The following is a 24,103-nucleotide window of genomic DNA, read 5'->3' as shown; positions in this document are numbered from 1 at the left end:
CCGGTGAACATCGCAGCTCGGATACACGTCCGGAATCGGAATACGATCCCCCAAGAAGCGGCCATGCGTTTACCCTGCTTGAAGGCATCCGTTGGTAAGTAACTACCCTGAATTCTGACCGGGCAGCAGGGGATGGTAAGGTTCTGGAAAACTTCCGCCGTTTGGCTTTCTAAGGCTTTAAGGGCAAGGGGTTTGGCGAAACTATCTTTTATGCTACTTATGCCGACGTTTGTCGATGATCAAAAAGCCAAGCTGCCTCTCTGATTATTGCACGGCTCTGGATACGGTTTATGCAGAAATTTCGACTGTTTTTAGATCACCAGCTGCGGGTGATGGAGGTAGGAACAAAGAGCCAGGAATGGAGTCTAACCGTAGATTGCTGAAGCGCTTACGTGCGCCGTCAGGCGCACGTGTCCAGAGGGTGCAAGTCCTTCACGTGAAGGATTAGCCAATCCACACGGTATCGAGTCTTGTACAGGCAGCGGATGTATAAAGAATTTGGTTTGGGAATACCCAAACAAATATCACACAGAACAAAGCCTGTAAAGCGTAGACAGAGAAGCAATTGGAGCCGGAAACCGAAAGGTTGAACAGATTGAGCCTCGAAACCTCAGAATTTGTGAGTGTTGATGCGTTGTAAGTAGCAGTAAACAACAAGCCCCTTCGGCCAATGGCGATCGTGCCGTGGGGGCTACTCACCGGGGTCAAAGATGCTGGCGACTTTGCAATGACACGTGCAGTGAAGACGGGAGAGCCTGAATCTGGTCTGACAGGGAAGTCAGTAGGGAGCACACAAGTGTGAAGAACGCAAGGCGCAACCGATGCCAGCAGGCAGTCGGAGTCGACCATATGAGCGAGGAATCATCTAACAAATGAGGAGCAAAGGGTCGGCAGAATCTTTGGAGCGGAAAGGCGGAAAACAGTGTCCATACACAGCAACGATGGGAAAACATGGTCAACAAAGCTTGCCCGCATAGGTGAATTATCGAGAAAGAGCAGGAGTACTGTGTTCAATAATCTTGGACACGTAATCGATCTCCCGTACCTTCTCGACTGCTTCCGACGACTCGATGGGAATCGGGCAATCGGGACAGATGGCATAACGAAGGAAATTTATGAAGGTGACCTGACCGCAAATGCTACCGAACTATTGATCAGCCTTAAGAGTGGGACATACAAACCGAGACCCGCAAGGCTGGTGGAAATTCCCAAGGAGGACGGAAGCTCCCGCCCGCTGGCAATATCCTGTTTCGAGGATAAGATTGTACAGCTGGCAGTTAGTCGTCTTCTTGAGCAGATCTACGAGCCGATCTTCCTCGACTGTTCTTACGGGTATAGACCTGGGCGCAATACGCACGATGCGTTGAAAGCCTTAAATCAAGCCATGTTTATAACAAGAAGAGGAGCAGTCTTTGAAATTGACCTTTCCAAATTCTTCAACACCGTACCCCACGAGCAGCTACTGGGGCTCATCAGACGCAGGATTTCCGACCCAAGGCTACTGGCATTGATAGGAGTTCTGATCCGAACCCCTCTGCAACTCAGCAGCGGAGAGATAAAACCACAGACGATCGGTGTCCCGCAAGGCTCCATCGCCTCGCCGATACTCGCCAATATTTATCTTCATTATGTGCTCGATGAGTGGGTCGCAGAGTTAAAAGCAAATCACTTTAGAAGTCGAACGTGCGAAATGATACGATATGCGGACGATATGGCTTTTGTGTTTACCTTCCCGGAGGAGGCGGCGAAATTTGCAAACGTCCTACCCACACAAGCGAGGGCACATCGTAAGAAAATCCGGCAGCGATTTCTTCATAAGGTGTGAGGATCTTTATTATCCCAGGGGGCGCGGTGACATTGAAGGAAAACCGTGATGAGCCCCATGTTCCAGTCTTTTGTCGATGTAAAGTTGATAGATGATTATTCGTGGGCAGTGGAAGGGATTCTGGAATTACAGTTTGGCAAGCCACATCCTCCGCGCGTATTCCTTACCGATTGGATCCGTGATCCTCGTCACCTCGGTTTAGATCCGAGCTTTTTCTCTGGCCGGAGAGAGGACCGCAAAAACGCAATGGAAAATGCCCGCTGAGACCCAGCACATTTCTGCCTAGGAGAGCGCACGAAAATCCGGCATGTAACTGTTGATTTTGCGGAGCAGCGTGAGTCGGTCAATGGGTTTGGTCAGATAGTCGTTGCATCCTGCAGTGGAACAACGATCGCGATCCACAGAGGTCGCATGGGCCGTGAGGGCGAGAATAGGGCGCTTATAACCGCGCCTGCGCAATTCGGCTGTAGCCTCGTAGCCATTGATGATCGGCATCCCAATATCCATCAGGACCAAATCGAAAGCATCATGGGTTTCATGAACAATGGCCTGTTCAATCGCTTCCCGGCCGTTACCCACGATCGTGACCGTGGCGCCGGCTCGCTCCAGGACCCAGCGTAAAAGCTCCTGACTATCCAACGCATCTTCGGCAACCAGGATGTTGGCCTTGCCATGAGGCGATGTGCCCAGGGGCGTCGGAACCGGGACGGCGGGCAAGGACCTTTCGCAGGAAAAGCTGACCTGCATGCTCCAGATGAAACGGCTGCCGGCTCCAAGCTTGGATTCGCAGGTGATGTCGCCGTCCATGAGTTGCGCGAGGCGTCGGCAGATGGCCAGGCCCAGGCCCGTCCCCGGTGTTTTATTGGAACGCCCATCCAGCTGGGAAAAAGGCAGAAAGAGTTTATGAATTTCATGTTCAGACATGCCAATGCCAGTATCCGTAATCACGCAGGTCAACTGTCCTTGCGTATCGCTGCGAGGGGCAAGGGTGAGGCTGGCCTGGACCTGACCCTGTTCGGTATATTTGATGCCGTTGTCGATCAGGTTGATCAGCACCTGTTTGAAACGTACGGGGTCAGCCCGGATACTCAATGGTGCCGGGACGCCTTCGACATTAAGCGAGAGGGAGACATGCTTGCCACCGGCTTTGGCCTGCAGACTTTCCAATACTTCAAGAGCCATGGCCACAGGTTCAAATATTTCAGCCTGCAGATGCAGCTCCTGCGCCTCGATTTTGGAAAAGTCGAGAATGTCATTGACCAGAGCCAGCAGGTGACGGGCGTTGCGTTCAATGATCTGACCCGACGGGTTGGCCTCCTTCATGAGTTCTGAAAAACCGACAATGGCCGTCAAGGGAGTACGGATTTCGTGGCTCATATGAGCCAGGAACTCGCTCTTGATACGATTTGCCGATTCCGCATGATCCCGCGCCAACCGCAATTCCTGCAAGGTGCGGTCGAGGCGTTCCGAAAGGTCGTCAAACGCTTGAGCCAGCGTCTCGACTTCGTCTTTTTTGTCCGCTGCGTTGAGAGCATGCCCGTCGTCCAAAGTATGTTGAACTCGAGCGGTTAAACCATTCAAGGGCCGAATGGTGCGCTTGACTGCCAGGTGGCTGAGATAGAGTATGGCAGCCGTGAAGAGCAGAACAGCGAGAAACCATGGTTTGATTTTTCGATGGAGTGAAGACACCACGACCTGCCGTGGCTGGGTGAAATGAACCTGCCACTTGGAAAAGGGCAGGGACTCCGATACTTCCAACATTTCACTCATTTCCATCGCTGACCAGGGTGGGTAGGTGCAGGCACGACCGCAGTCCTGCTCGGCGACCAGACCACTGCCGTCCAGTGAGAGGTGCCGGATGATTTGGTTCTTATCGTCGACCAGGAGAGCCTGCAGAGGGGACGTCTTTTCCACGTGCAGAGCGCTACGCATAAGCATATGATCGATGACAGTTTTGCGATAGCTGACGAGCAAAAAACCAAGCAGCGCCTCATCGGTAAAGATGGGCCGATACAAGTCAAAGAGATTGGGATTCTGATTGGCTGAGAAAACCAGATTCATCAGATGCCTTCCTGAGCCTTCAGGTCGGCGCAATGCGGCTTCCTCTCGTTCTACAACCCCCAGCCCCTCCTTGTGTGGCATAGTCACTTTGAAGTCGGCATCGAGGAGCGCAACATCCGCAACAAAAACAGGTGATGAGCGCAGGATGGCTTTCAAACTGTTTCGAACGATCGGTTCCAGCACCTGGCGCTCTTTCCCATCGGCACCCAGATAAGTTGCGAGGCTCGTCGACGCTTTCAGAGCGCCTTCCTGAGCGACAATCCACTTGTCGAGATCAGAGGCTGTCATGGCTGCCATCTGGCGAAGGTTGCGGACGGCGGCCCCTTCCATGGATTCTGCTGCGACTTGAAAACAAAGGTAACTTATCGCGGCAATGCAAACCAGAAGAACCACGGTGATAGCTGCGGTCAAGCGATAGACCAGGCTTCTCGACTTGACAGTCATGGCTCAGCCTCATCAAGTTCCTGGATCAACGTGGGATCCAGGAGCTCATCCTCCACATTTTGGGGAATCGTCATGCCACGCTTTTGAAAATAATAAGCGTAAGATTTGACCGCGCTGCTGACTTTGTCCGAGGTCAGGATTTTGAGGTTTTCTCTGCTATTGAAGAGTTGAATGCCGTCCACTGAAAAGCTCCCTGAATCCTGACCGAGGGCTCGTCCCAAAATTGCTGTGGCTTCCGAGGGATGAGCTCGCCAGAAATCAACAGCGCGCGACCATGCTCTTAGGAATTCCTTGATACAGGGTCGATAATGAGCAATGGCCTCTTTTCGGAAGACAACTACATCGACAATAACAAATTCATCCTGGATGGTATCCGCCAAAATTTTTTGACCACGAGCTATACCCTGTTCCGCATAGGGCATCCAGGTATGGCCGGCATCAATCTTCTGTTCGGCAAGGAGTTGAGGAACAGCGTTGCCATTGACGGGAACGACTTCCACATCGGAGATATCCAAATCAACCTTCGACAGCAAGGAATCGAGCCAATACTCACCGAAATCGCCCACAAGGACACCAATTTTTTTTCCACGAAGTTCATGCAGCGTGGCAATGGAATTCTGACCCAGAAGCATGTCGGCCCCACGGGAATCATCCTTGATATAAACGATGCGCTGTTGAGGAACGACAGCACTGATGGCCACGGCCGAGCCCAGAGTTGTGGCCATACCGCTGTAAAAGCCAGCCGCGAAACGGCTGTTGGTCTGCATATGCTCATTGTCCAAAACCAGTTCGACGGCACACCTGCCATCTCGAAGATAGCCAAGCTTTTCAGCCAACAGAACCGGTAGGGAGCCGGGAAATTGATCATAAGCAAAACGCAGGATCGGCCGGGGTGAAGTTGCCAACCACCTCGTTTGGCGAACCATATAAACTAAGAGGGTGGCGGCTGCAATCAAAGCCAGCAAGACCCCTAATCGTCGATGCAAGAACCTGTGCAAAAAAATTCAGCGGCCCCCAATTCCACATATGAACGTGTTGCTTGCCATATTGATATGTTCTTTTTGCGAAAGGATCTACTAAGAGAAATACTGATGTCGATTTGAATCAACGAGGCGTTGCCTCAAGCGGACCCGGCTGGGCCCGCCCGCGTTGGGTTTCTTAGCTACCAAACTGATTAATAAGCTGTTCAGCTGTGACAAAATGCGGAGCGATATCCACGGGAGTTCCTTGCAAGCGCTCCAGGGCGGCTTTGACTTCGGGTCGGATGACCCCAAGCCGCTGCAGCAAATCCTGGGCTTTTTTGTAATCACCCTGAGCCTGCAGCTCCATGAGGTCGCCGGTCAGCTTGGTGACGGCTTCCTTGATGCGGCTGTTATTCACAGCAAAAATTCCTTTTTTGTCGACCGTGAAGGCGCCAGCATCGAGCAGAGTGTTCAGTTGCAGGGCTATGCCTTTGCCGTGAGCTTCATTCAAGCCGAAGCGGATGGAGCGAAACGCCGACGCAAGAAAAGTGATGTACATCGAGGATTCGAACTTCTTATCCATCACGCCTTTATCGATGAGCTGCTGCATGGCCCATAGTCCGGAAATATCAGCTTTGGCTTCCTCGATGGCAGAATAGGCATCCTGCAGGGCTGTGCGCACGGAGGTGTTGTCCTTCGATTCATGCACGTTGTGAGGTCCCAAGCCGTGCATGACCTCATGCATGAGGATATGGGTGAAGAAGGCTTCGAAGGTCACCGATTTCTGATCCTGCGCCGACAGCACAGTTTTGGCAATGGGCGTCAGAATTTTTTGAAACTTCGCCTCCTGGACGTTTTTGAGCATCGTACGCTTGGTGCCCATGGCCTTGGATACCCGCACATCGTTGGGCAGGTTGAAAGCGGCCGTCTGCACGCCGTGGCTGGCATCCCCTGAGCTGTAGATGGAATTGACAACCTTGATAGGAGCCAGGGCCCCGAGTTTAGGATTGCGGTATTTGGGGGCAATGGGCAGCTTGTTTTCCAATTCCTGGAGTTCTTTTTCATATTTGGTCAGCTTGGCTGTTTCGGCGTCGTCACGGATCGTGACAAACGCTTCAAAAGCGGCTTTGGCATTGAACCATTCGTCTTCATAGACTTCATAGGGCCCGATGGTGGGCTCCACGCTGGCATCAAGCTTCATCCAGGCCACTTCACTGTCATAGTAATCGTTGGTCTGGAAGGCCTTGGCACGTGTCGTAAGAAATTCCTTGAGCGTGGGCTGCGTGGTGGCCGCCGCTGCTTTCAAAAGATGCTCAGCCGCCAGGGCCAATTCCTTTTGATACTCCACATGATAGCCAACGCTGACCATTTTACCCTGGGCATCACGTCGAATGACTGTGAAAAAACCCTGGGCCTGTTCCTTGTCAGCAGGGCTCAGGCCATTCATCCAGGTTTCGATATCCTGTTTGCTGGTGCCGGCCGGATAAAAATTGGCTTCCCTGGGCTTGTCAGGCGCCGCAGGCAGAAAGGGTCGATTGTGTTCAAGCCGGATCCATGGCCCTTTATAAAGGGCAAACATGCGAACTCTGGCCCGCCCCAACTCGCTTTGGTCCTTAAGGAGATCCAAAAGCAGGGCCTCATTGCCAGCCCAGACCTGACGCAAATAGAGGCCGTCCATGATTTGAGCGGCCTGGATGATGGAGGCCAGGGCCTTTTTTTCGGATTCCGGCAAACCTTTCAAATCAACATTCAAAGGCACCGGTGCAAAGGCCGCCTCCATTTTTTTCAATTCCTGCAGATTGGGCATCGATGACGATGCCGCCTGGACAGGCGCCTGGAGACTCAGAGCGAGAAGACCTAAACTTATTTTCAAACCCAATTTCATCTTGGCTTACCTCCTTCAAAGAGAGGTTTTACCAAGCGATTTCAAGAGTGGATACCAGAAATTAAGGCAGCTGGGGAAAATATGCCGGGCGAGGGCCATGTCCACCCCTGTTTCAAGCTGTTAAACTTAAACCAAGCCAATTTTTAGGATTATGGGGAGGTTGCTAGCATGTTTGCCAGGGATACAAAAATCTTGATCGTCGATGACATGAATATGTTCCGGCAAATGGTGCGTCAGGCTTTGAATACATTGGAATTCAAAAAAATGACCGAGGCCAGTGACGGGACCCATGCCTTCGCTGCCTTGGCCGAAGCCGCCCAGACGCAGGAACCTTATCAAATGGTCATCAGCGACTGGAACATGCCGAAAATGAAGGGCATTGAACTGCTCAAAAAAGTGCGGGCCGAGGAGTGGGGTAAAAAACTTCCCTTCATTATGCTGACGGCCGAAGCGGAAAAGGATCACATCATCGAAGCTGTGCAGGCCGGTGTCGACAACTATATCATTAAGCCGTTTACCGTGGATCAGATGAAGCAAAGACTGACCCAGACCTATGACAAGCTTTACAAACCCAAACCTAAAGCCAAAGCTTCTTAAAGCGAAACACCATGGCAGAAGCATTCAGCGAATTTTTAAATTTTTTCCTGGACGAAGCCCTGGATGCCTTGGCCGTCTGGGAAAAAGCGTGTCTGGATTTGGAGCGCGATAATTCCCGCGAGGCTCGCGAGGAGCTTTATCGGGCGGCGCACAATTTAAAGAGTGGCAGTGGTGCTGTGGGCCTGACCGAGTTCAATGAACTCGTGCATAAGGTTGAAGATCTGATCTCCAAAGTGCTGAACGGTCAGATCGAAAGCAGTCCGGCCATCCTTAAGGTTTTTTTGGGCACGCACTCCATCCTGAGTGCCTGGATCGATCAGTTGAAAAAAGGTCAGGCGCAGCAACCGACGCCTGAAGTCCAGATTATTTTTCAATCTTTGGCTCAGATCATGGGAGCCAAACCATCTGAACCAGCCGTCGACACAGCACCGACTCCCGAGGTCGAAACACCAACCGACGACCTGGTGCAGGTACCCGTGCTGACGGGTGCTGAACTTCTTTTAAAGTCATTGCAGGCGCCAGCAGCGATACCTTCCGCACCGGCAGAGTCTGCAGCTGCAGTGCCAATGACGGCAACCCATACACAGGCCCCGGCATCCACGCCTACGGGCCCCAAATCGCAGGAAAGCCTGCGGGTGGCCGCAGCCAAGCTGGATCAATTGATTCAATTGGTCGGTGAGCTTTCGACCCAGCAGGCTATTGTTTGGCATGGTCGTTTGAATGGACTTTTGCAAAGTAAAAGCTGTGATAATGCCGTGCAGCTGATTCAAAAAATTGCCAAGGACCTTCAAGGTCTCGCGCTTTCCCTACGTCTTCAGCCTCTGCAAAGCCTCTTTCAGCGGCTGGAACGCACGGGTCGAGACCTGGCCCGATCCCAGGAAAAAAAGATCGAGGTTCTGATTCGGGGTGACTATGTGGAAGTGGATCGGACCGTGATTGAGCGGATCGCCGATGCGATGAACCATGTCATCCGCAATGCCATTGATCATGGTATAGAGACCCCCGCCGAACGTCTGGCGAACAACAAAAAGGAAACGGCCACCCTGCGGATTGAAGCCGTGCAGGAAACCAGTGGCGTTATGATTACCGTCTCGGATGACGGGCGCGGCCTGAATACTGAGAAAATCCTTAAAAAAGCCTTGGAACGCGGTATCGTCCGTCCCGATGCGAACCTTGCCCCTCAGGATATCCATCGTTTGATTTTTCATGCCGGTCTGTCGACGGCCGAAAAAGTCACGGACATTTCCGGCCGTGGTGTGGGCATGGATGTTGTCAAAAATTCAGTGGAAACCATTGGCGGTTTTATTCACGTCTCCAGCCAATCGAATCTCGGCACCACTTTCGCCATTTCATTGCCGGCCACTCTGTCGATTATCGATGCTTTGATTATTGCCATCGATGGCAGCCGCTATGCGATACCCGTGCAGGATGTGGCTGAGATCATCAATGCAAGGCAGTCCAAAATAAAATCGGTGGCGGGTTTTGGCCGCCTCTTGACCCTTCGCGAGCGGCTCATCCCCGTGGAGTGCCTGCGCGGCCATTTGCCTGCCGCCAATACCGCGACATTGCATGATGATCCCTCCACGGCGACCATGCGTCCGACTCTGATCATTCGCGGTGGAGCGGAATCCCTGGCCTTTGAAGTCGATAGCATCCTGGGTCAGCAACCCGTTACCGTCAGGCGTCTGCCGCATCTGATTGCGCATATTCCTGGATACACCGGCGGCACCATTCTGGGCGATGGCGATCCCTGCGTGATCTTGAATCTTCCAGCCCTGGTTTCCCGACACTTTGATCGTGTGAATCGCTCGCGCACTCATGCCGCCGAGGAACGCCAGGTCGTGGAGCGCACGGAAGATGACAGTCTTCTGGCCATCGAGAGCCGCTTTCTCATTTTTGAAACGCACGGTTTGGAGTTTGCTGTTCCCTTGCTTACGGTCAAGGAAATCCTGCGTGATCTTCCCTGTGAACGCATGGTGGGAGGCGCACCGCATATTCTGGGCTGCATTCAGATTCGGGGTATACTGCTGGCCGTTTATGATCCAGGTATTCTCCTGGATTTATCTGTAGATGCCGCGGAAGGCGCGACGGATATTGTTTTGGACGACGGTACGACGTCCTTTGCCGTGCGGGTCAAGCGCGTGTGCGCAGTGGTGAACCTGCAGGCCATGGAAAGTCCTATTCTGGATAAGCATCAGGATATAGTCCCCCGACTTTACGGATATCTGGGAGCCGGCATGCATAACGGCCGGCCTATCCCCATGTTGGATCTTTTGCAGACGGTCCGGCTGTGGGAAGAGAATCTTCGCACGCAATCACATCCATCCCGGTCGAGCGGGAATCTTTTGGAGGTGTCATGACAATCGCATCGAGATGGTCTTTTTCACAGAAACTGATGCTGGCCAACCTCGCTTATCTCCTGCCATGCGCGGTTCTGGTCTTCTTTCTGGTGAAAGAAAAAAATGCGCAGCTTGAATTCAGCGCCAAGGAAAAAATGGGGCTGGAGTTTCAGCGACCGCTCACCAACCTTCTCCTGCATATCGGTCAGCATAAGACCCTGACGCGCGCTTATTTGAAAGGCGAACCGGGCAGCAAGGAACGTCTGGAAAGCATGCGCAATCAAATCGATAGCGATTTTGGCAATCTTGACGAAGTCGAATCCCGTCTTGGTCAGGACCTGGGATTCACCGATCAGGACCTGGGGGCCCGCAAGCGCATCAATTCCAGTCCCAAGATTCTCAAAACCAACTGGCAGACCCTCGTGGATAAGCTCAAGCAGGCGAACCAGGAAGAACTGTTTGAACGGCACGATCAGCTGCTCGATGACGTGATGAATGCGGTCACTCACGTGGGCGATAGTTCCAATCTCATCCTGGATCCGGATCTGGATAGCTACTACATCATGGATATTACATTGCTGGCCCTGCCCAAGGCTTTCACCCACATCCAGCAAACCATGAACTTTCTGCAAAACCAGACCTGGGATCAAACCGGGACCGACAAGAATGTCTCACTCCAGTTGTCGACCTTTGCCTTTCAGCTGAAGGACACAACGAGCCGGATCAGTGGTGATATCCAAACGTCCATCAATGAAGACAAGAAATTTTACGGGCAACTCCCGTCCCTGCAGCGTGAACTGCCGATCAAGCAGAAAGAATTCGTGAACTCCATGGAAAAGCTGATTCATCAGCTCGATCGTCTGGTGGATCAAAAGCCAGGCGAAAGTGGCCAAGCGTTGCAGCCGGTCCTTATCAGCAGCGCAACCGAAGCCTTGGATCAATCCTATATCCTGTGGATCAAGTCCGCCGAAGAGCTGGAAAAGCTGTTGGAAATTCGGATGAATCGTCATGAATGGGAGCGTTTTTGGGCGCTTGTTCTAGCCATTCTCGCCTGGCTTCCTCCAGCTTTGCTGGCTCTTTTCACCGTCCATAAACTCAGCCGGTCGTTTACCCAAGCCGTGGACAAGCTCGAAACGGAAGCGGAAGGGGCCAATGCCTCCAGCGCGCAGCTGGCGTCGGCGTCATCCATGGTTTCATCCGGTTCCACCGAACAGGCCGCGGCCATTCAGGAGACAGGGGCCTCGATGTCGGAAATTGCCAGCATGATTGCTCGCAGTTCCAGCCAGGCGCAGATGTCCCAGGAACTCGCGCACAAGGTCACGCAAAGGGCGGATGAAGGCTGCACCGTGATGGAGCGCCTTGTCATGTCCATGGAATCCATTCACGAGGCCAATTCGCAGCTGCAGAATATATCCAATATCATCAATGAAATTTCGACCAAGACCAATGTCATCAATGAGATCGTGGGCAAGACCCAGCTTCTTTCCTTCAACGCCTCCATTGAAGCCGCCCGCGCCGGTCAGCATGGACGAGGGTTTGCTGTGGTGGCTGAGGAAGTCGGCAACCTCGCTCAGACCAGCGGCAATGCGGCCAAAAGCATCCGCGAGTTGATTGAAGACAGCCAGAAGCAGGTCGCGCATATTTTAAAGACCACTCTGGAGCGCGTGACGGAAGGGAAGTCTGTGACCGAGCAGGCGCAGCAGATTTTCAGTGAGATCGCCAAGGATATTTCCATGATTTCGACTCAGGTCGAAAGTGTCACGGAGGCCGCGCGCGAGCAGCAGCTGGGTATCGAGCAGATATCGAAGGCCATGATTCAGATGGACCAGACGACGCAATCGAATAATAAAGCGGCGCATTTGGCTGCAACACTTTCCGATCAGTTGGCCGGTCAAAGTCATAAACTCGCGGTGATTGCCCGCTCGGTCTCGCAACTGGTGTTCGGTCAGAAGGCGATGGACGAGAGCGCGCGCAAGCGTGTGGACGAATACCTGGAGAGAACCCCTGTCGCCAGTCTCGACACTTTGCATAGGCGTTCGGATCAGGTCAAAATTCTGCGTAAAAAAACCAGCGAAGCCGGTGACGATGCCAGCCTGATCGACAGTCTCGCCCGTAAAGGTCAAAGTTTGGAACACCCTGCAGGTGGAAGCAACAGCCCGAGTGTTTCCGGAGATGATGATTCCTTCAAGGAGGCGGTATGAGCGGCGAGTCGCCTTCCACCTCTACGGATTTGGAGCAGGCTCGTTACATCGTTTACCGCATTGGCGATGAATCCTTTGCCTCACCTCTGCTGTCGATCAAGGAAATCGTGGATCCCTTGCCTTATTGTTATGTGCCGAATGATCATTCCTATTTTTTGGGGCTGGCCAATCTTCGCGGTCAGATCATCGGCGTGATTGATTTGGGCCTGCGCTTTGGAATGGCCTCGAGCGTAACGGCCGACGCTGGTGTGCTGCTTATTTTTGAAGAGGACGGGGCTTCGCTCGGGGCCCTGGTGAGCGCTGTCGAGTCTGCCATTACCGTGGACCCTGCGGAGATTCGGTCCGAGCATGCTGTGCCCAGCAATGTTCCCGAGGAAGCTTATACCGGGGTTGTCCTCTATGAAGAACGCATCCTGCCGGTTGTCTCGCTGATTGAGCTTATGCATGACGGCCCCAAGGAGTCAAATATCGCATGAGTCCAAGCCTGGAACCCAAAGACCGATCCCTCATTGCAGAGCTGTGTTTCAGGCTCACGGGATCGCGTCCGGAGTCCACGGCTCGACTGGAAACTTGCTACGTGAATCTTCTGCGCCGCATGCGCCGCCATGGGCTCGAGGATATGCGTGAGTATCTGGCCCTGGCCCACAGTTCGGATCAGGAATTCGCTGAGCTGCTGTCGGCCCTGACCATTCATACAACCAGCTGGTTCCGCGAAGCACCGCATTTTGAACGTCTGCGTGAGATCGGGAAACAGTATGCCGAGCAAACCCGCGACGCGTCGGCCCGGTCTGTATTTCGTGTGCTCTCAGCCGCCTGCTCAAGCGGCGAAGAAGCCTACACCATGGCTTTGATTTTGGAGCCGCTGCGTGAGCTCTTTCCGCATTTTGATTATGCCATCGACGGCTGGGATATCGATCCTGTGAGCGTGGAAAAAGCCCGCCTTGCCGTCTATGATCGGGTTGCGTTGGATCAGATCCCCAAGGATCACCATCGCCATCTGCGGCTTGGCCGTGATCACACGCAGCACCTCTTTACGGTCAGTAAAAACATTCGCCAGCGTTGTCAGTTTCATAAGCATTCCCTGGAAGGCACGCCCCTCGTTCAGGACCGGCGCTTTCATGTGGTTTTTTGCCGCAATGTCCTGATTTATTTCAAACCGGAACAGGTTGATAAAATCGTCTATAACCTTCTGCGACTGCTGGTTCCGCAGGGCACACTTTTTCTAGGCCACAGTGAAGGTATCGATGCCAGAAAGTTTGGCGTCAAGAGTCTCGGGAGTGCGACCTATCTGCTGCCGAAACTGGACGAAAGCAGTGCACCGAAAACAGGAACGACAGGCAGGCCGAATCCCAAAATTCTGGTCATCGATGATTCTCCAATTGCCAAGATGGCTTTGCGTCGCGCCCTGGAAAACAAGGGCTGTGACGTTCATAGCGTAACAAGTCTGCGGGAAGCCTCCAGCCTCGTCCGTCAGATTAAATTCGATCAGGCCGTTATCGATCTATCTCTGACGACCAAGGATCATAATCATTGGGTCGAGGAGCAAAGGCGCAAAGGGGCGTTGGCCTCGGTCGTGGTGATTGGCAGCAGCTCGGGAACTGAAGCTGAGTTTGCGCTGGGTGCTCTCGAACATGGCGCTCAGGAATTTATCGATAAAAGACGCATCATGGGTATGCCTGATGCGGTTGCCGTGCAGCTGCTGGCTCTTCTGCAGAAGGCTCAGGGGCAACCAACCCGTTTGAGTGGATCGCGTGACATCACCGGTCGCTTGGTCCTGCGTCCGCCCAGTTTAATTCTGGTGGGCGCCAGTACAGGAGGAACCGAGGCTCTTCTGCGCCTGCTCAAGGATATGCCGCGCCCCTGTCCTCCCGTTTTGGTGGTGCAGCATATCGCCAACTCTTTTGCCAAATCATTTGCGGAACGCCTGGCGCAGGTTTCCGGCCTTAAGTTAGGTCAGCCGAGCGCCGGCCAGGAAATTCTTTTGGATCATCTTTATATGGCCTGGGATGATTATCATATCGGTTTAAAAATGCGCGGTGGCATCATGCAGCTGGATCTGAGCACAGCTCCGCCCCAGCACAGTGTGCGCCCTGCGGTTGACTTTCTCTTTCAGTCCGCGCTGCACCTTAAGAATCCGGAACATTTTATGGCCGTTTTGCTGACCGGTATGGGCAAGGATGGAGCCAGGGGCCTCCTGCAGCTAAAAAATGCGGGCGCCATGACCTTGACCCAGGATGAAGCGAGTTGTGTGGTCTATGGGATGCCGGGTGAAGCCATGGCTCTCGGGGCTTCCAACTTTTCCGGCACGCCTGAGCAACTTCGCATTCAAATCAATCAAGCCTTGGCGCTGGCCTCACAGCCTAGGCAACGGGCTCAATAGGCCTTCTGCCGATAGATTTCCAAGCCCGAAGGATAGGTCCTCACCAGTTCCAATCCAGGGATCTGCTGCCTCATTGCAGAAAATTCGCGAGCACCGAGCGGATACGAATCATAGCGTCGGTTGCTCAGAAAAATCGTCAAGGCATCAGGCTCCTGCATGCATTCCGGGGACAACGGCTGAATGCGCCATTCATAAGGCAGATGCGGATAAAGCAGGGTTTGGGCACAGATGAGCGGACGCGATTGGGTCCATAGAAAGGTGCGAGCCTCGTGCAAATCACGCAAGGCTTCGAAGGCAATCGGTGGAAATTTCTGATAACCCCCACCGGTCAGGGCAAAGACCAGACAGGCGAACAGAATCAGGACCGGTGCCGTGCGCCAGGGTCTTTGTAAAAGACGTTGCCCACCCTCAACGAGCCCATAAAAAAGAAAAGGAATCAGCGGCGCGGCATAGTAAGTCGCATATTCGCGCATATGCGAAATATTGGATAATCCATAGATCAGGAGAGCCGGTGCCATGGCCGCCAAGGCAAAAGGACTGAGAAGAGGAATAAAGAAAAGACTGCCAAACAAAATATACCAGTGGGACTGCAGGACCATGGTGAGCGTGGCCACAGGCTGCTGGATGATATGAAGGATAATTTCGCTTTTGCTGGAACCGAGATGGCCCCAAAAGCGCAGATACGAAGGCACTTCGGCGCCCGTGACGCGCAGGAAATAAGGTTGAACCACGCTCAGGTTAAGCACCAGCACCAGGGTGCTGACCCCAACAAGAATAAAGGATCGTCGATCGCGTGCCTGCAAAACGAGGCGCGTCAGTCCCAGGGCTATCATATAAAACGCCCCGTCCTCTTTAACGGCCAGAAACAGCGCAAGCCATATCCACCAGGATTTTTGCCGTTCCACGAGGGCGAGCATCAGGCACAAACCGAAGGGCACAAAAAAGACTTCCACGTGAAAGCCGTGATTCAGAATCGAACCCACGTAACCATTGCCAAGATAAGCCAGCAATACGCCAACCGTCAGCACATCGTGCCGTAGAAAGCGTCGAGCCAGAGCTCGCAAAGGTATGATGGCAGCCCAAAGCGCAAGACTGTGGACGGCGATCAGAAAGAGGGGCTGTTGAAAAATGCGATGCAGAAACGAGAGTGGAATCATAATATAAGTCGGATGGATGGCAAAGTGATGACAGACATCCAGAGGCCCGGCCATATTGCAGATTGGGCTGGTCATAAATTCGCGATGATTGGTATTGAACAGCATCCAATCAAAAATACTAAAATCTTCGCCGTTCAAACGAAGGCCCAGATAGTGCGTCACACCAGTTGCTAAAAACGATAGAAGACTGGCCAGAGCCAATGCATTCCATAGCTTGGGGCTGCAGCGCCAAGCGAGCCAATCGTCAAGCGGCAAGCGCTTTTGGATGGCGATTCCTAAAAAAATCAACACGACGAGGATCTGCGAATTGCGCACATTGCCGAGCAACATCGGGTGCAGATAGGCACTCAATAAAGGCAACAAGAAAAGCAGGCATTGGATCATGAGAAAACGATCGAGAATGTCACTCGCCCGCGTCTGGCTGGGACGCCTGTCCATGCAGGTCTCCTGTGGTTATGGCTCCCATCCTAACGAGGAAAGGGGTACAATGGAAGCTCAACTTTAAGCCTCCAGAGAGACATCCCAACGTGATGAAATGGACTCGCCTTCTCATCCTTTTTTGTCTTTATATCAATGCCAGTCCTGTGCTGGCCTTGGAAAGCTCTGCTGCGTCCTATCGCATTCACATGACGGTGCAGAGTTCGGACTTGCGCTACGAAAGCGACGCTCGCATTCGGATGCAGATTGAAGACTCGGAATTAAAAGCCGGCTCCTGTCTTTATATTCCTCTGGAAGATCCCGTGTTTCGTCGTGCCGCAGAATTGCATTCCTTGACCGGTCATTCTGTTCGTGATCAGGCCTCACGGGTCGATGCCGCCTTGGAGTGGGAGCTTCCGGAACAATTTGAAGAGGTACGCCCCGGGTACTGGCGTCTGCCTTCGATTGAACACAAGGGTCTTTTGAAATTGGGCTACACGCTGCGCATACCGGGCTGGAAGGATCGACCGGATCGGCCCCGCATTCTGAGCGATTTTTATCCACGGGTTTTACCCAACTGTCCCGAGCTTGGGCCTGATGAATTTCCGGAATTGCCCACCGACGCGCGCTTCGATGTCACGCTGCAGATTCCTGAGGGCTGGTCGCAGTTGAATCCGGGTCATGGTACGGACGTTTCGGTCCAGTATCGCGGTCGGGATTTTTATGTCGTTCTGTATCACAGTGGCCAGGTGCATGAAACGGAAATCGATGGATTACGTTTGCGGTTCCTGGCTCAAACGGATCAATTTTTACGTCAGCAAAGGCCGGTCAAAACCATTTTGCGCGAACACTATCGCGTCATCGGTCGCTGGCCAACCGAGGATCTTCTGCTGATTGAAAGCGAAGAGTATGAACCCATCAGCGTAGCCGGTCTGGTGCTGATCAACCGGCCGCAGCAGGCCCTCATGCGCACACTGCAGGAGGATATGCTCAACTGGAAAATCTGGCAGCTGAATAAAGTTCTGGCTGAGCAGTGGTTTGGTTATCACGTGCGCGTGGGTCGCTTGCAGGATGTGTGGTTGACGCAGAGTCTTTCCGAAAGTCTCGGACTTTTGTTTTTGATGGATTCCGAGCAGTATGGGAATCTGTTTGCCTCCGATGACGAGAGTGAAGCCTGGTTTCTGCTGAACTTCACACAGACCCAGGATATCCTCGCGGCCACGCTCAGTCTTCTGCAGTCGCACAATGCGCTGGTCGATGAAAATCAAAAATCCCTGCCGGACATGCTGCAGCGTCCCCCCTATGCTTTTGTGCGAGGCAGTCAGGCCCTCAGGGTTCTGCTTAAGGAAATGGGGCGCAAGGAATTCTCCCGCTTTCTTCGTGAGCTTGTGGACCAGGCCAGCCAACGACCTTTGGCGCCCGAGCATGTGCTGAATCTCCTGCGGTCGAAGTTCCCAGAAAGCCTGGCGCCTATTCTATTAAACTACTGGCAGAGCGATGTGTGGCCGGATGCCAGGCTGAATGATGTGAACGCGACAGCCGATGGAAAATCAACCGCGGTTCGCGTGAACTTTACCAACGACCTCGCCATTCCTGTGGACGTCGTGCTGAAGACCAAGGATGGACGGCGTATCGTTCGTCATGTGCAGCCGAAGGATACGGAAAGTCCTGTGGTGTTTCCGGTGCCCTATCGTCAGGTGGATTGGGTCAATATTGATCCGGATCGCAGTGTGTTTGACAGCAACCGCTATAACAACAGCACGCAGTGGACCGATCTGAATTTTTTTCCAGGCACAGCGCGAACACTGGCCGATGATGCTTACACGATTGTGTGGGTGCCTTTTGTGCAAAAACTTCCTGGCAATGAATTGTCCCTGCAGCTGGGCTGGCAACTCTTCCGTTATGTGGGCACGGGCCTTACGGGACTTATGGTTTACCATCCGGCGACCGGTAAAACCGGTTTTCGCTTGCAGTGGGATACGAGTCGACCCGAGCATTCTCTCAAACTCCATCTGCGCGTTTCGCAGGATGATGACAGGACGTTTCCTGGAGAGCGGGAAACCAGTTTTACCTTATCGCGACGACCCTTGTTCAAAGGGTGGTCCTGGCTCGACGTGTACACGAGGCAGCGTCTGAAACAAACCCTGGGCAACCATGATGACAGCCATCTGGCCTCGAGCCTGGGCGTTGTGCTGACTGGGGAAAAGCGGCGAACCTGCGGCTGGAAACTCCTTGCCGATCATGCGATCACCAGCTGGGTACCGAATGGTGATTTTAACTATCAACGCAGCGTAGGCGTAGTGCATGCCGGTTGTGAGATTCCAGGATGGAAGTGGCAGGGACAGGTCTTCACTGGCGTGTCCAAACGTGAAGGTGACGTCCCTCCCGGTGGTTTGTTTCAAGCCCAGGATGTGGAAGAATCACGGCTGCGATTGGATCATCCGCGTCTGCCGGTGGCTGGTCGCCTCCAGACCTGGTCAACGGATGTCTCAACACCCCTGCGTTTGCCCTTGCCTGCGAACTTTCTGGTCCTGCCGCGGCGCTCGCTGTTCAAGGTCTTCGCCGATGGCGGCCGCTTGATGGAGCCGGATCATCGAGTCCTATCATCCGGCGCGGGACTGGTGCTGCCCATAGGGGGCGATGTCGTAGGCAAACAGCCCATTACGTTTCTGGAATTTTCCCTGCTGGCCGTCCTTTATCGCAAAATCGATGACAAGGTTGATACCAAACCAGGTCTGCTTTTTGACTTTGGTGGGCAGCTGTAAAAATACCAAAGAGTAAGAAAGTGCGCTTGGGCTGCAACTGTGGCCTTTGATTTAGGGAAAGCTCTGCCGCCAGGGAAAGAATCCCACTCTGAGGCCTCCATTCAATGCCAGACCCCTTACCGACGAAGGTAAAGAGGTAGGTTTTGAAGGAGGTGCCCCGTGCAACACCATAGGCCAAGTCTTCTGCTGATTGATGATGATCCCGTTTTTGGCCGCATTATGGGCCAGACTGCGGATAATTTGAATCTGAATTTGGATTTTGTGGAATCGGTGGACAGAATCGGTTTTATTAGTGGCATGGCCGACTATGACATCATCATCGTTGACCAGCACATGAATCACATGAGTGGCTTGGAAGTGGCCGCTTACGTTCCCGCCTTCTATGCTGAGAAAACTGTGGTTCTCATCAGCTCCTCGCACTTGATCCGCGAAGGAGGACTTGAACTGCCAACGTACATTTCGGCCTTTGTCCACAAGGATGAAGGCTGTTATCGGGTGCTCAAACAGGCTCTGGCCAGCTACTCCTCCTAGAATGAGCTGGTCCATCGAACCTCGACAGTGAGGTTCGGTCCCTCACCACAACCTCCCTTTCCCCAAGGGAGGTTTTTTATTCGGCGCGGCTGATCGCATTGGCTGGAATATAGGTACGGGTGCTGGCGCCAGGAATTTTCCAGAAGAGTTCCAGAGCAATCCTCCAGCGTGGACCTTGATAGTACGCCACACGGAAGGCGTGCGAACCCGCTTCAAGATAGATCCTAGCCTTCTTTTCGGTCACTTCGTGCAGACCATCGTTGTTGATGATTTGTGCGTTATCGATCCATAGAATGGCGCCATCATCTGACACAAGGCTGAATTCATAAATCCCATTTCTTGGGACGTTCACATTGAACTTCATATCCAGCGCAAACCATTCAAAGAGGTTTTCGACGCCTGGAAAGCCCTCGGAAAATTGGCGATCCTGTATATTCAGTTGCGACAGGCAAACCGTGCGAAGCGATGAAAGGGTTTGGAAGTCAGGCAGTCGACTCGTGTTTGCCGGCAATTCAAACAGTTCCGCGACGATACCTTTATCTGGGCTGTCTTCACAATCGGCGAAGAGCTTCGCTTCAGACGCCGGCGTTGGACTTTCGGATTGAGCAGGGTCTTCGGTTTCGACCACTTCGGCCGCAGGCTCCTGTTCAGCCGTTGGGCTTTCCTCGCCAGCATATCCTGGAGTGGTTGTCTGTATGTCCTTATCCTGCTTGATATCAGGAAGGGTGCTCATTTCTGGATTTTGATCCACGGGAATGGCTTCGCCAAAGGTGATTTCATTGAATTGAGCGGGATCACCGCAGGCTGTCAACAGGAGCGAAAGCCCAAGCGCCAGACAGAAACGGGAATAAACCTTGTGCATGGTTGGTCTCCTCTAAACACTGAGTGCATCCTGAAAGGTGATGCCCCGGCTGAATACTTATAACCATTTTTCGGCGCCTCAAAACCTGATTCTGAGAAAAAAATTTCGCGGAGGAAAGGCTTGGTGATTACGTTTAAAAAACAGGGGTTTTGCCTTGGGGGCTCAAGATTTCAAAAGGAGGAATTAATACAAAGCGGCCAGTATTCATTTTTTCATACTTGAGGGCAGGAACGTTTTTGCACCAGTCGATAGCCTTCGCCATAGACGGAAGTAATGGAAACTTCATCACAATGTGCCTGTTGCATTTTCTTTCGCAGATGCGAAATGTGAGAGTCGATGGTCCGGTCCTGCAGGATCTCCTCACCCTCCATGGCATTGACCAATTGCACCCGGGTCAAAAGCCGACCGGCGTTCTCGACAAATATACGCAGAAGCCAAAACTCCTTGCGACTCAGTCCCAGATCCTGGTTTTGCACGTGAGCTTTTTTTTCATCAAGATCGAGACGTAAAACACCAAGCCTAAGGACTGGCGTCAGGCGGCTGCGTTTTTGAATGAGTTTCTCCAGCCGCAGAGCCAGCTCCCTTAAACCAAAAGGCTTGCGGATGTGATCATCCGCTCCAGCCCCCAGACTGGCCAACGCCGTGTTCTCGTCCGATCGAGCGGTTATGATTAAAATGGGGAGTTCAGCATCGCGCAGACGCATGGCTTCACACAGTGCAATGCCATCGCCGTCCGGCAGTTCAATATCCAGAACGCCCGCCGCAAAATTTTCCCGAAGCAAGGTTTCGCGGGCACCGGCCGCCGTCCGGCAAAGTGTGACGGCATAGCCACGCAGCTCCAGGTTTGACTTTACGCTGTCACCCAGTCTTTTGTCGTCTTCCACGAGTAGTACGCGATTCATGGGTTTCCTGTTCCATCGTGCCACGCACCGGAATCAAGGGGATGGGGGCCGTGACCTTTTCCGGCTTAGGCTGCCATCCCGGTCGCCCAAAAGCCAGATAAAACCGATCATGCCAGTTTCTAGCCTGAACGACGTCGCGGAACAGGGCTGCCCATTCTTGAAAAAAGAGCGTAAGCGGATTGAGCGTCGGTTTTTTACCGATCAAGCCATAGTTCAAGGGGATGGACGCCTTTTCCTCGGCGAAAGTCCCGAAGAGGCGATCGAAAATAATCAGAACGCCACCGTAGTTACGATCGATGTAAGCGGCATCCGTGGCGTGATGCACCCGGTGATGGCTGGGCGTGTTGAAGATATATTCGAACCATCCCAGTTTGGGAATCCATTCGGTGTGCAGCCAAAACTGATAAACCAGATTGAATCCGAACATCCCGGCTACGGCCACGGGGGAAAAGCCCAGGATAAAGAGCGGCACAAAAAAGAGAAAGAGACCTGAGAGCGGACCGGTGATGCTCAAACGATAGGCGCCGGACAGGGTCATGGTCTCGGGTGAGTGATGCACGTTATGCGAGGCCCAAAGCCAACGAATTTCGTGAGCGCAGCGGTGCAGCCAATAGTAAGCCAGTTCCTCGCCGAGAAAAAGGAGGCCGAGGCCCCAGATCGTGTTGGCCGGAATATCGAAGAGCCGCAGGCTATAAAACCATTCATTGGCGCTGGCAATGATGGGAGTTGAACGGGTATTGATGACGGTATAGGCGGCGGCCATGAGTAAGGAAACCAAAGCCTCCATCCAGGGAAAGTTGCGTTGATTCTTACGAAAGCGATAAATTTCCCAGACGATCAGAAACATGAAAAACGGCATTGCATAAAAGATAACGGCCTTTGGTACCATGCATTGACCCCTCTAAATTGAGTCGACTCCCCCAAGAGGTCCCCGACCTTTCCTAGTATCGGCGCAAAATGTGGTGAGACTGTGGAAATTCAAGGTCCGGCATTAATCGTGGGAAGATCAATAAAAACAATAATTTGCGCCCATATGTCGGATTTCGTATGAATCTGTTTGATCTGGGCATGACCTCCCAAATGACGACTCACACCCACGATAATGGATGAGCCAAGACCGAGGCTTGTATGGGGCAGGCCGGCTTTTTCCGTAATGATGCGTTGGCGACGCTTGTGCCCCCAGTTCTGCAGCTCATCTTCGCTCAATGGCGCAGCATCATTGCTGATCTCGAGACGGAGTCGATCCCCATGAAACTGAACCCGGCATCGCACAAAACTGTGAGCGTAATGAAAAGCATTATCCAAGGTGTTTTGCAGCAGGCGCCTCACCAAAGTTTCATCACCGAGCACAAGAATATCAGCAGGGGAGCGCTCGGGCCATTCCAGATTCGTGTCCAGCTGGGGAGACTGGTCCACCAGCCTCTGCCAAAGGGCCGATAGAATTCCGCTGATACGGCTGCTTTGCTGGGGGGCGAGGGTGTCGAGTCGATCAATCTGCGCCAGGATCAGAAGATCATCAATCAGGCTTTGAAAATAGACGACATCCAGCATCAAGGTTTGGTGCAGGGCCAGCCTCTGCTGTTCCGATATGCTGTCGTGAAATTCACTCAGCGTTTCGGCGGCAGCCCTTAAACTCGCCAGCGGCGTTCGCACGTCATGGGCCAATTCGCTGAGGAGGCTTGCCCGCCTTTCCTCTATCTGCTGCAGACGCGCAAACGAATCTTCCACCGCAGCTGCCATGCGATTGAATTCGTCAATCAGCTGCAGACGCGGTACCCAAAAATTCTGGGCCAGCCGACTGCCGAGCGCTCCGGTTCGGATTTTCGCGAGGACCTGGCGTGCTTCGTACCCTTTGCGTCGCATGAAGAGAAAGGCCAGCAGCACAACGAGAATGATCGAGCTGCTGCAGGAAACGACGAGAATAATCTGTCGCGGCAGGAGAAGGCGCCGATAGGTTTCATTGTGTGGATCCCATCCCCAGAGCGACCAATTTCGCCCACAGACAGGCGTCACTTGAACCCAAATGCTATCCGCGCGCCATGGGTTGTCGGCGCGCCAGCTATCATTTCGGGCAGCTTGCCAGGCAGCCTCCTGATCCTGGGGAATATGTCCGCGGTGACCCAGGGGATGTCGCTCGGCATCGAGCAGCACATAATGCAGACTTCCGGCCAGAGTTCCCTGGTCGGAAGGATTTTGAAAAAGAGGGGACTGCTGGGGGTTGTGACAGTCGATCCCTGCAGCTGCCGTTTCTGCAATGAGCTGCAGGAGGGCGGCATGGGGGCGACCGAATAAGGCCAGATTTATGAGCCAGGCCATACCCAGACCAAATAAGGAGGCCCCTCCCAAAAGGGCAAAAAAGGCCAAAGGCAATCGTTGCATAGGCAGCCCTTTGTGACAAATCTTCCACGGGTTGGAGTTGGTCAATTTTTTTCCTACTCAAAACCGGGGTCATAGCCGATAGCAGAACGGGTTCATTGAGTCTTCGCAAGGGGTTTTCATCACCCCTCAGATCAAGGATACCCGGTGCTTTAGCTCCGGGAGGCATTGAGCTTGAGCTATCTCCCATTATCGGAGATTGATTCGAAAGTTTTTTGTTGACCGTAAATTAGTATGGTTTTAACCTCCAGGCACTTGTGAATCCATGGATTGGAACGCCGATGCGAACCCTAAGGACAGAGCTCAAGCACCTGGCCCCGCTCGAATCAAGAGTGCTTACGGATATGTGCATCTGTTCGAAAAATCTCTATAACGTGGCTCTCTTTGAAGTCAGAAGGA

The 24,103-nt window shown here is 53.0% G+C and carries 17 protein-coding genes; 9 read left to right on the top strand and 8 right to left on the bottom strand.

Annotated elements, in window-relative coordinates:
* Positions 1 to 1,006 precede the first annotated feature (1,006 nt).
* Together VE954_RS00620 and VE954_RS00615 are read left to right on the top strand one after the other, a co-directional pair.
* Positions 1,007 to 1,825 (top strand): reverse transcriptase domain-containing protein, encoded by an 819-nt coding sequence (locus tag VE954_RS00620; protein ID WP_324948569.1) that lies wholly within the window; start codon positions 1,007 to 1,009, stop codon positions 1,823 to 1,825.
* 48 nt (positions 1,826 to 1,873) lie between these two features.
* Positions 1,874 to 2,089, top strand: coding sequence for a hypothetical protein (locus VE954_RS00615; protein WP_324948567.1), 216 nt, complete (start codon positions 1,874 to 1,876; stop codon positions 2,087 to 2,089).
* An 18-nt stretch (positions 2,090 to 2,107) separates the two neighbouring features.
* On the opposite strand, the gene VE954_RS00610 is transcribed toward VE954_RS00615, so the two are convergent.
* From VE954_RS00610 to VE954_RS00600, 3 genes are all read right to left on the bottom strand, one after another.
* Positions 2,108 to 4,330, bottom strand: a complete 2,223-nt coding sequence (locus VE954_RS00610) for an ATP-binding protein (protein WP_324948565.1) — start codon at positions 4,328 to 4,330, stop codon at positions 2,108 to 2,110.
* On the bottom strand, positions 4,327 to 5,235 hold the full coding sequence (locus tag VE954_RS00605) for an ABC transporter substrate-binding protein (RefSeq protein WP_324948563.1): 909 nt from the start codon (positions 5,233 to 5,235) through the stop codon (positions 4,327 to 4,329). The genes VE954_RS00610 and VE954_RS00605 overlap by 4 nt, the downstream gene beginning before the upstream one ends.
* A 253-nt stretch (positions 5,236 to 5,488) precedes the next feature.
* A complete protein-coding gene (locus VE954_RS00600) occupies positions 5,489 to 7,177 on the bottom strand; it encodes a dipeptidyl-peptidase 3 family protein (RefSeq protein WP_324948561.1) in 1,689 nt (562 codons plus the stop codon).
* Between the two features lie 168 nt (positions 7,178 to 7,345).
* Between VE954_RS00600 and VE954_RS00595 the strand changes: the two genes are divergently transcribed.
* From VE954_RS00595 to VE954_RS00575, 5 genes are read left to right on the top strand one after another with little or no spacing between them, the layout of a single operon-like run.
* The gene (locus tag VE954_RS00595; RefSeq protein ID WP_324948559.1) at positions 7,346 to 7,774 is read left to right on the top strand and encodes a response regulator; all 429 of its coding nucleotides are present in this window, start codon (positions 7,346 to 7,348) and stop codon (positions 7,772 to 7,774) included.
* An 11-nt stretch (positions 7,775 to 7,785) separates the two neighbouring features.
* Positions 7,786 to 10,134 carry a chemotaxis protein CheW gene (locus VE954_RS00590; protein ID WP_324948557.1) on the top strand — a complete coding sequence of 783 codons (2,349 nt, stop codon included), beginning with the start codon at positions 7,786 to 7,788 and terminating at the stop codon, positions 10,132 to 10,134.
* Positions 10,131 to 12,314 (top strand): methyl-accepting chemotaxis protein, encoded by a 2,184-nt coding sequence (locus VE954_RS00585; RefSeq protein WP_324948554.1) that lies wholly within the window; start codon positions 10,131 to 10,133, stop codon positions 12,312 to 12,314. The genes VE954_RS00590 and VE954_RS00585 overlap by 4 nt, the downstream gene beginning before the upstream one ends.
* Positions 12,311 to 12,790: a chemotaxis protein CheW gene (locus VE954_RS00580; RefSeq protein ID WP_324948553.1), complete on the top strand. Its 480-nt coding sequence runs from the start codon at positions 12,311 to 12,313 to the stop codon at positions 12,788 to 12,790. Before VE954_RS00585 ends, VE954_RS00580 begins: the two co-directional genes overlap by 4 nt.
* Positions 12,787 to 14,694, top strand: a complete 1,908-nt coding sequence (locus VE954_RS00575) for a chemotaxis protein CheB (RefSeq protein WP_324948551.1) — start codon at positions 12,787 to 12,789, stop codon at positions 14,692 to 14,694. The genes VE954_RS00580 and VE954_RS00575 overlap by 4 nt, the downstream gene beginning before the upstream one ends.
* On the opposite strand, the gene VE954_RS00570 is transcribed toward VE954_RS00575, so the two are convergent.
* A complete protein-coding gene (locus tag VE954_RS00570; protein WP_324948549.1) occupies positions 14,688 to 16,289 on the bottom strand; it encodes a DUF2079 domain-containing protein in 1,602 nt (533 codons plus the stop codon). The genes VE954_RS00575 and VE954_RS00570 overlap by 7 nt on opposite strands.
* Before the next feature lie 89 nt (positions 16,290 to 16,378).
* Here VE954_RS00570 and VE954_RS00565 point away from each other — a divergent pair, with 89 nt between their 5' ends.
* A complete protein-coding gene (locus VE954_RS00565; protein ID WP_324948547.1) occupies positions 16,379 to 19,033 on the top strand; it encodes a hypothetical protein in 2,655 nt (884 codons plus the stop codon).
* Between the two features lie 159 nt (positions 19,034 to 19,192).
* A complete protein-coding gene (locus VE954_RS00560; RefSeq protein ID WP_324948545.1) occupies positions 19,193 to 19,564 on the top strand; it encodes a response regulator in 372 nt (123 codons plus the stop codon).
* A 76-nt stretch (positions 19,565 to 19,640) separates the two neighbouring features.
* Here the strand turns inward: VE954_RS00560 and VE954_RS00555 are convergent, their stop codons facing one another.
* From VE954_RS00555 to VE954_RS00540, 4 genes are all read right to left on the bottom strand, one after another.
* Positions 19,641 to 20,426: a PA14 domain-containing protein gene (locus VE954_RS00555; protein ID WP_324948543.1), complete on the bottom strand. Its 786-nt coding sequence runs from the start codon at positions 20,424 to 20,426 to the stop codon at positions 19,641 to 19,643.
* 212 nt (positions 20,427 to 20,638) lie between these two features.
* A complete protein-coding gene (locus VE954_RS00550; protein WP_324948541.1) occupies positions 20,639 to 21,328 on the bottom strand; it encodes a response regulator transcription factor in 690 nt (229 codons plus the stop codon).
* Positions 21,285 to 22,217, bottom strand: a complete 933-nt coding sequence (locus VE954_RS00545) for a sterol desaturase family protein (RefSeq protein ID WP_324948539.1) — start codon at positions 22,215 to 22,217, stop codon at positions 21,285 to 21,287. The genes VE954_RS00550 and VE954_RS00545 overlap by 44 nt, the downstream gene beginning before the upstream one ends.
* Before the next feature lie 89 nt (positions 22,218 to 22,306).
* Complete coding sequence (locus VE954_RS00540; RefSeq protein WP_324948537.1) at positions 22,307 to 23,707, bottom strand: HAMP domain-containing sensor histidine kinase; 1,401 nt, start codon at positions 23,705 to 23,707, stop codon at positions 22,307 to 22,309.
* Between the last annotated feature and the right edge of the window lie 396 nt (positions 23,708 to 24,103).

This window comes from Oligoflexus sp. (assembly GCF_035638955.1).
Lineage (GTDB): Bacteria > Bdellovibrionota_B > Oligoflexia > Oligoflexales > Oligoflexaceae > Oligoflexus.
This window is presented reverse-complemented; position numbering and strand designations above follow the sequence as displayed.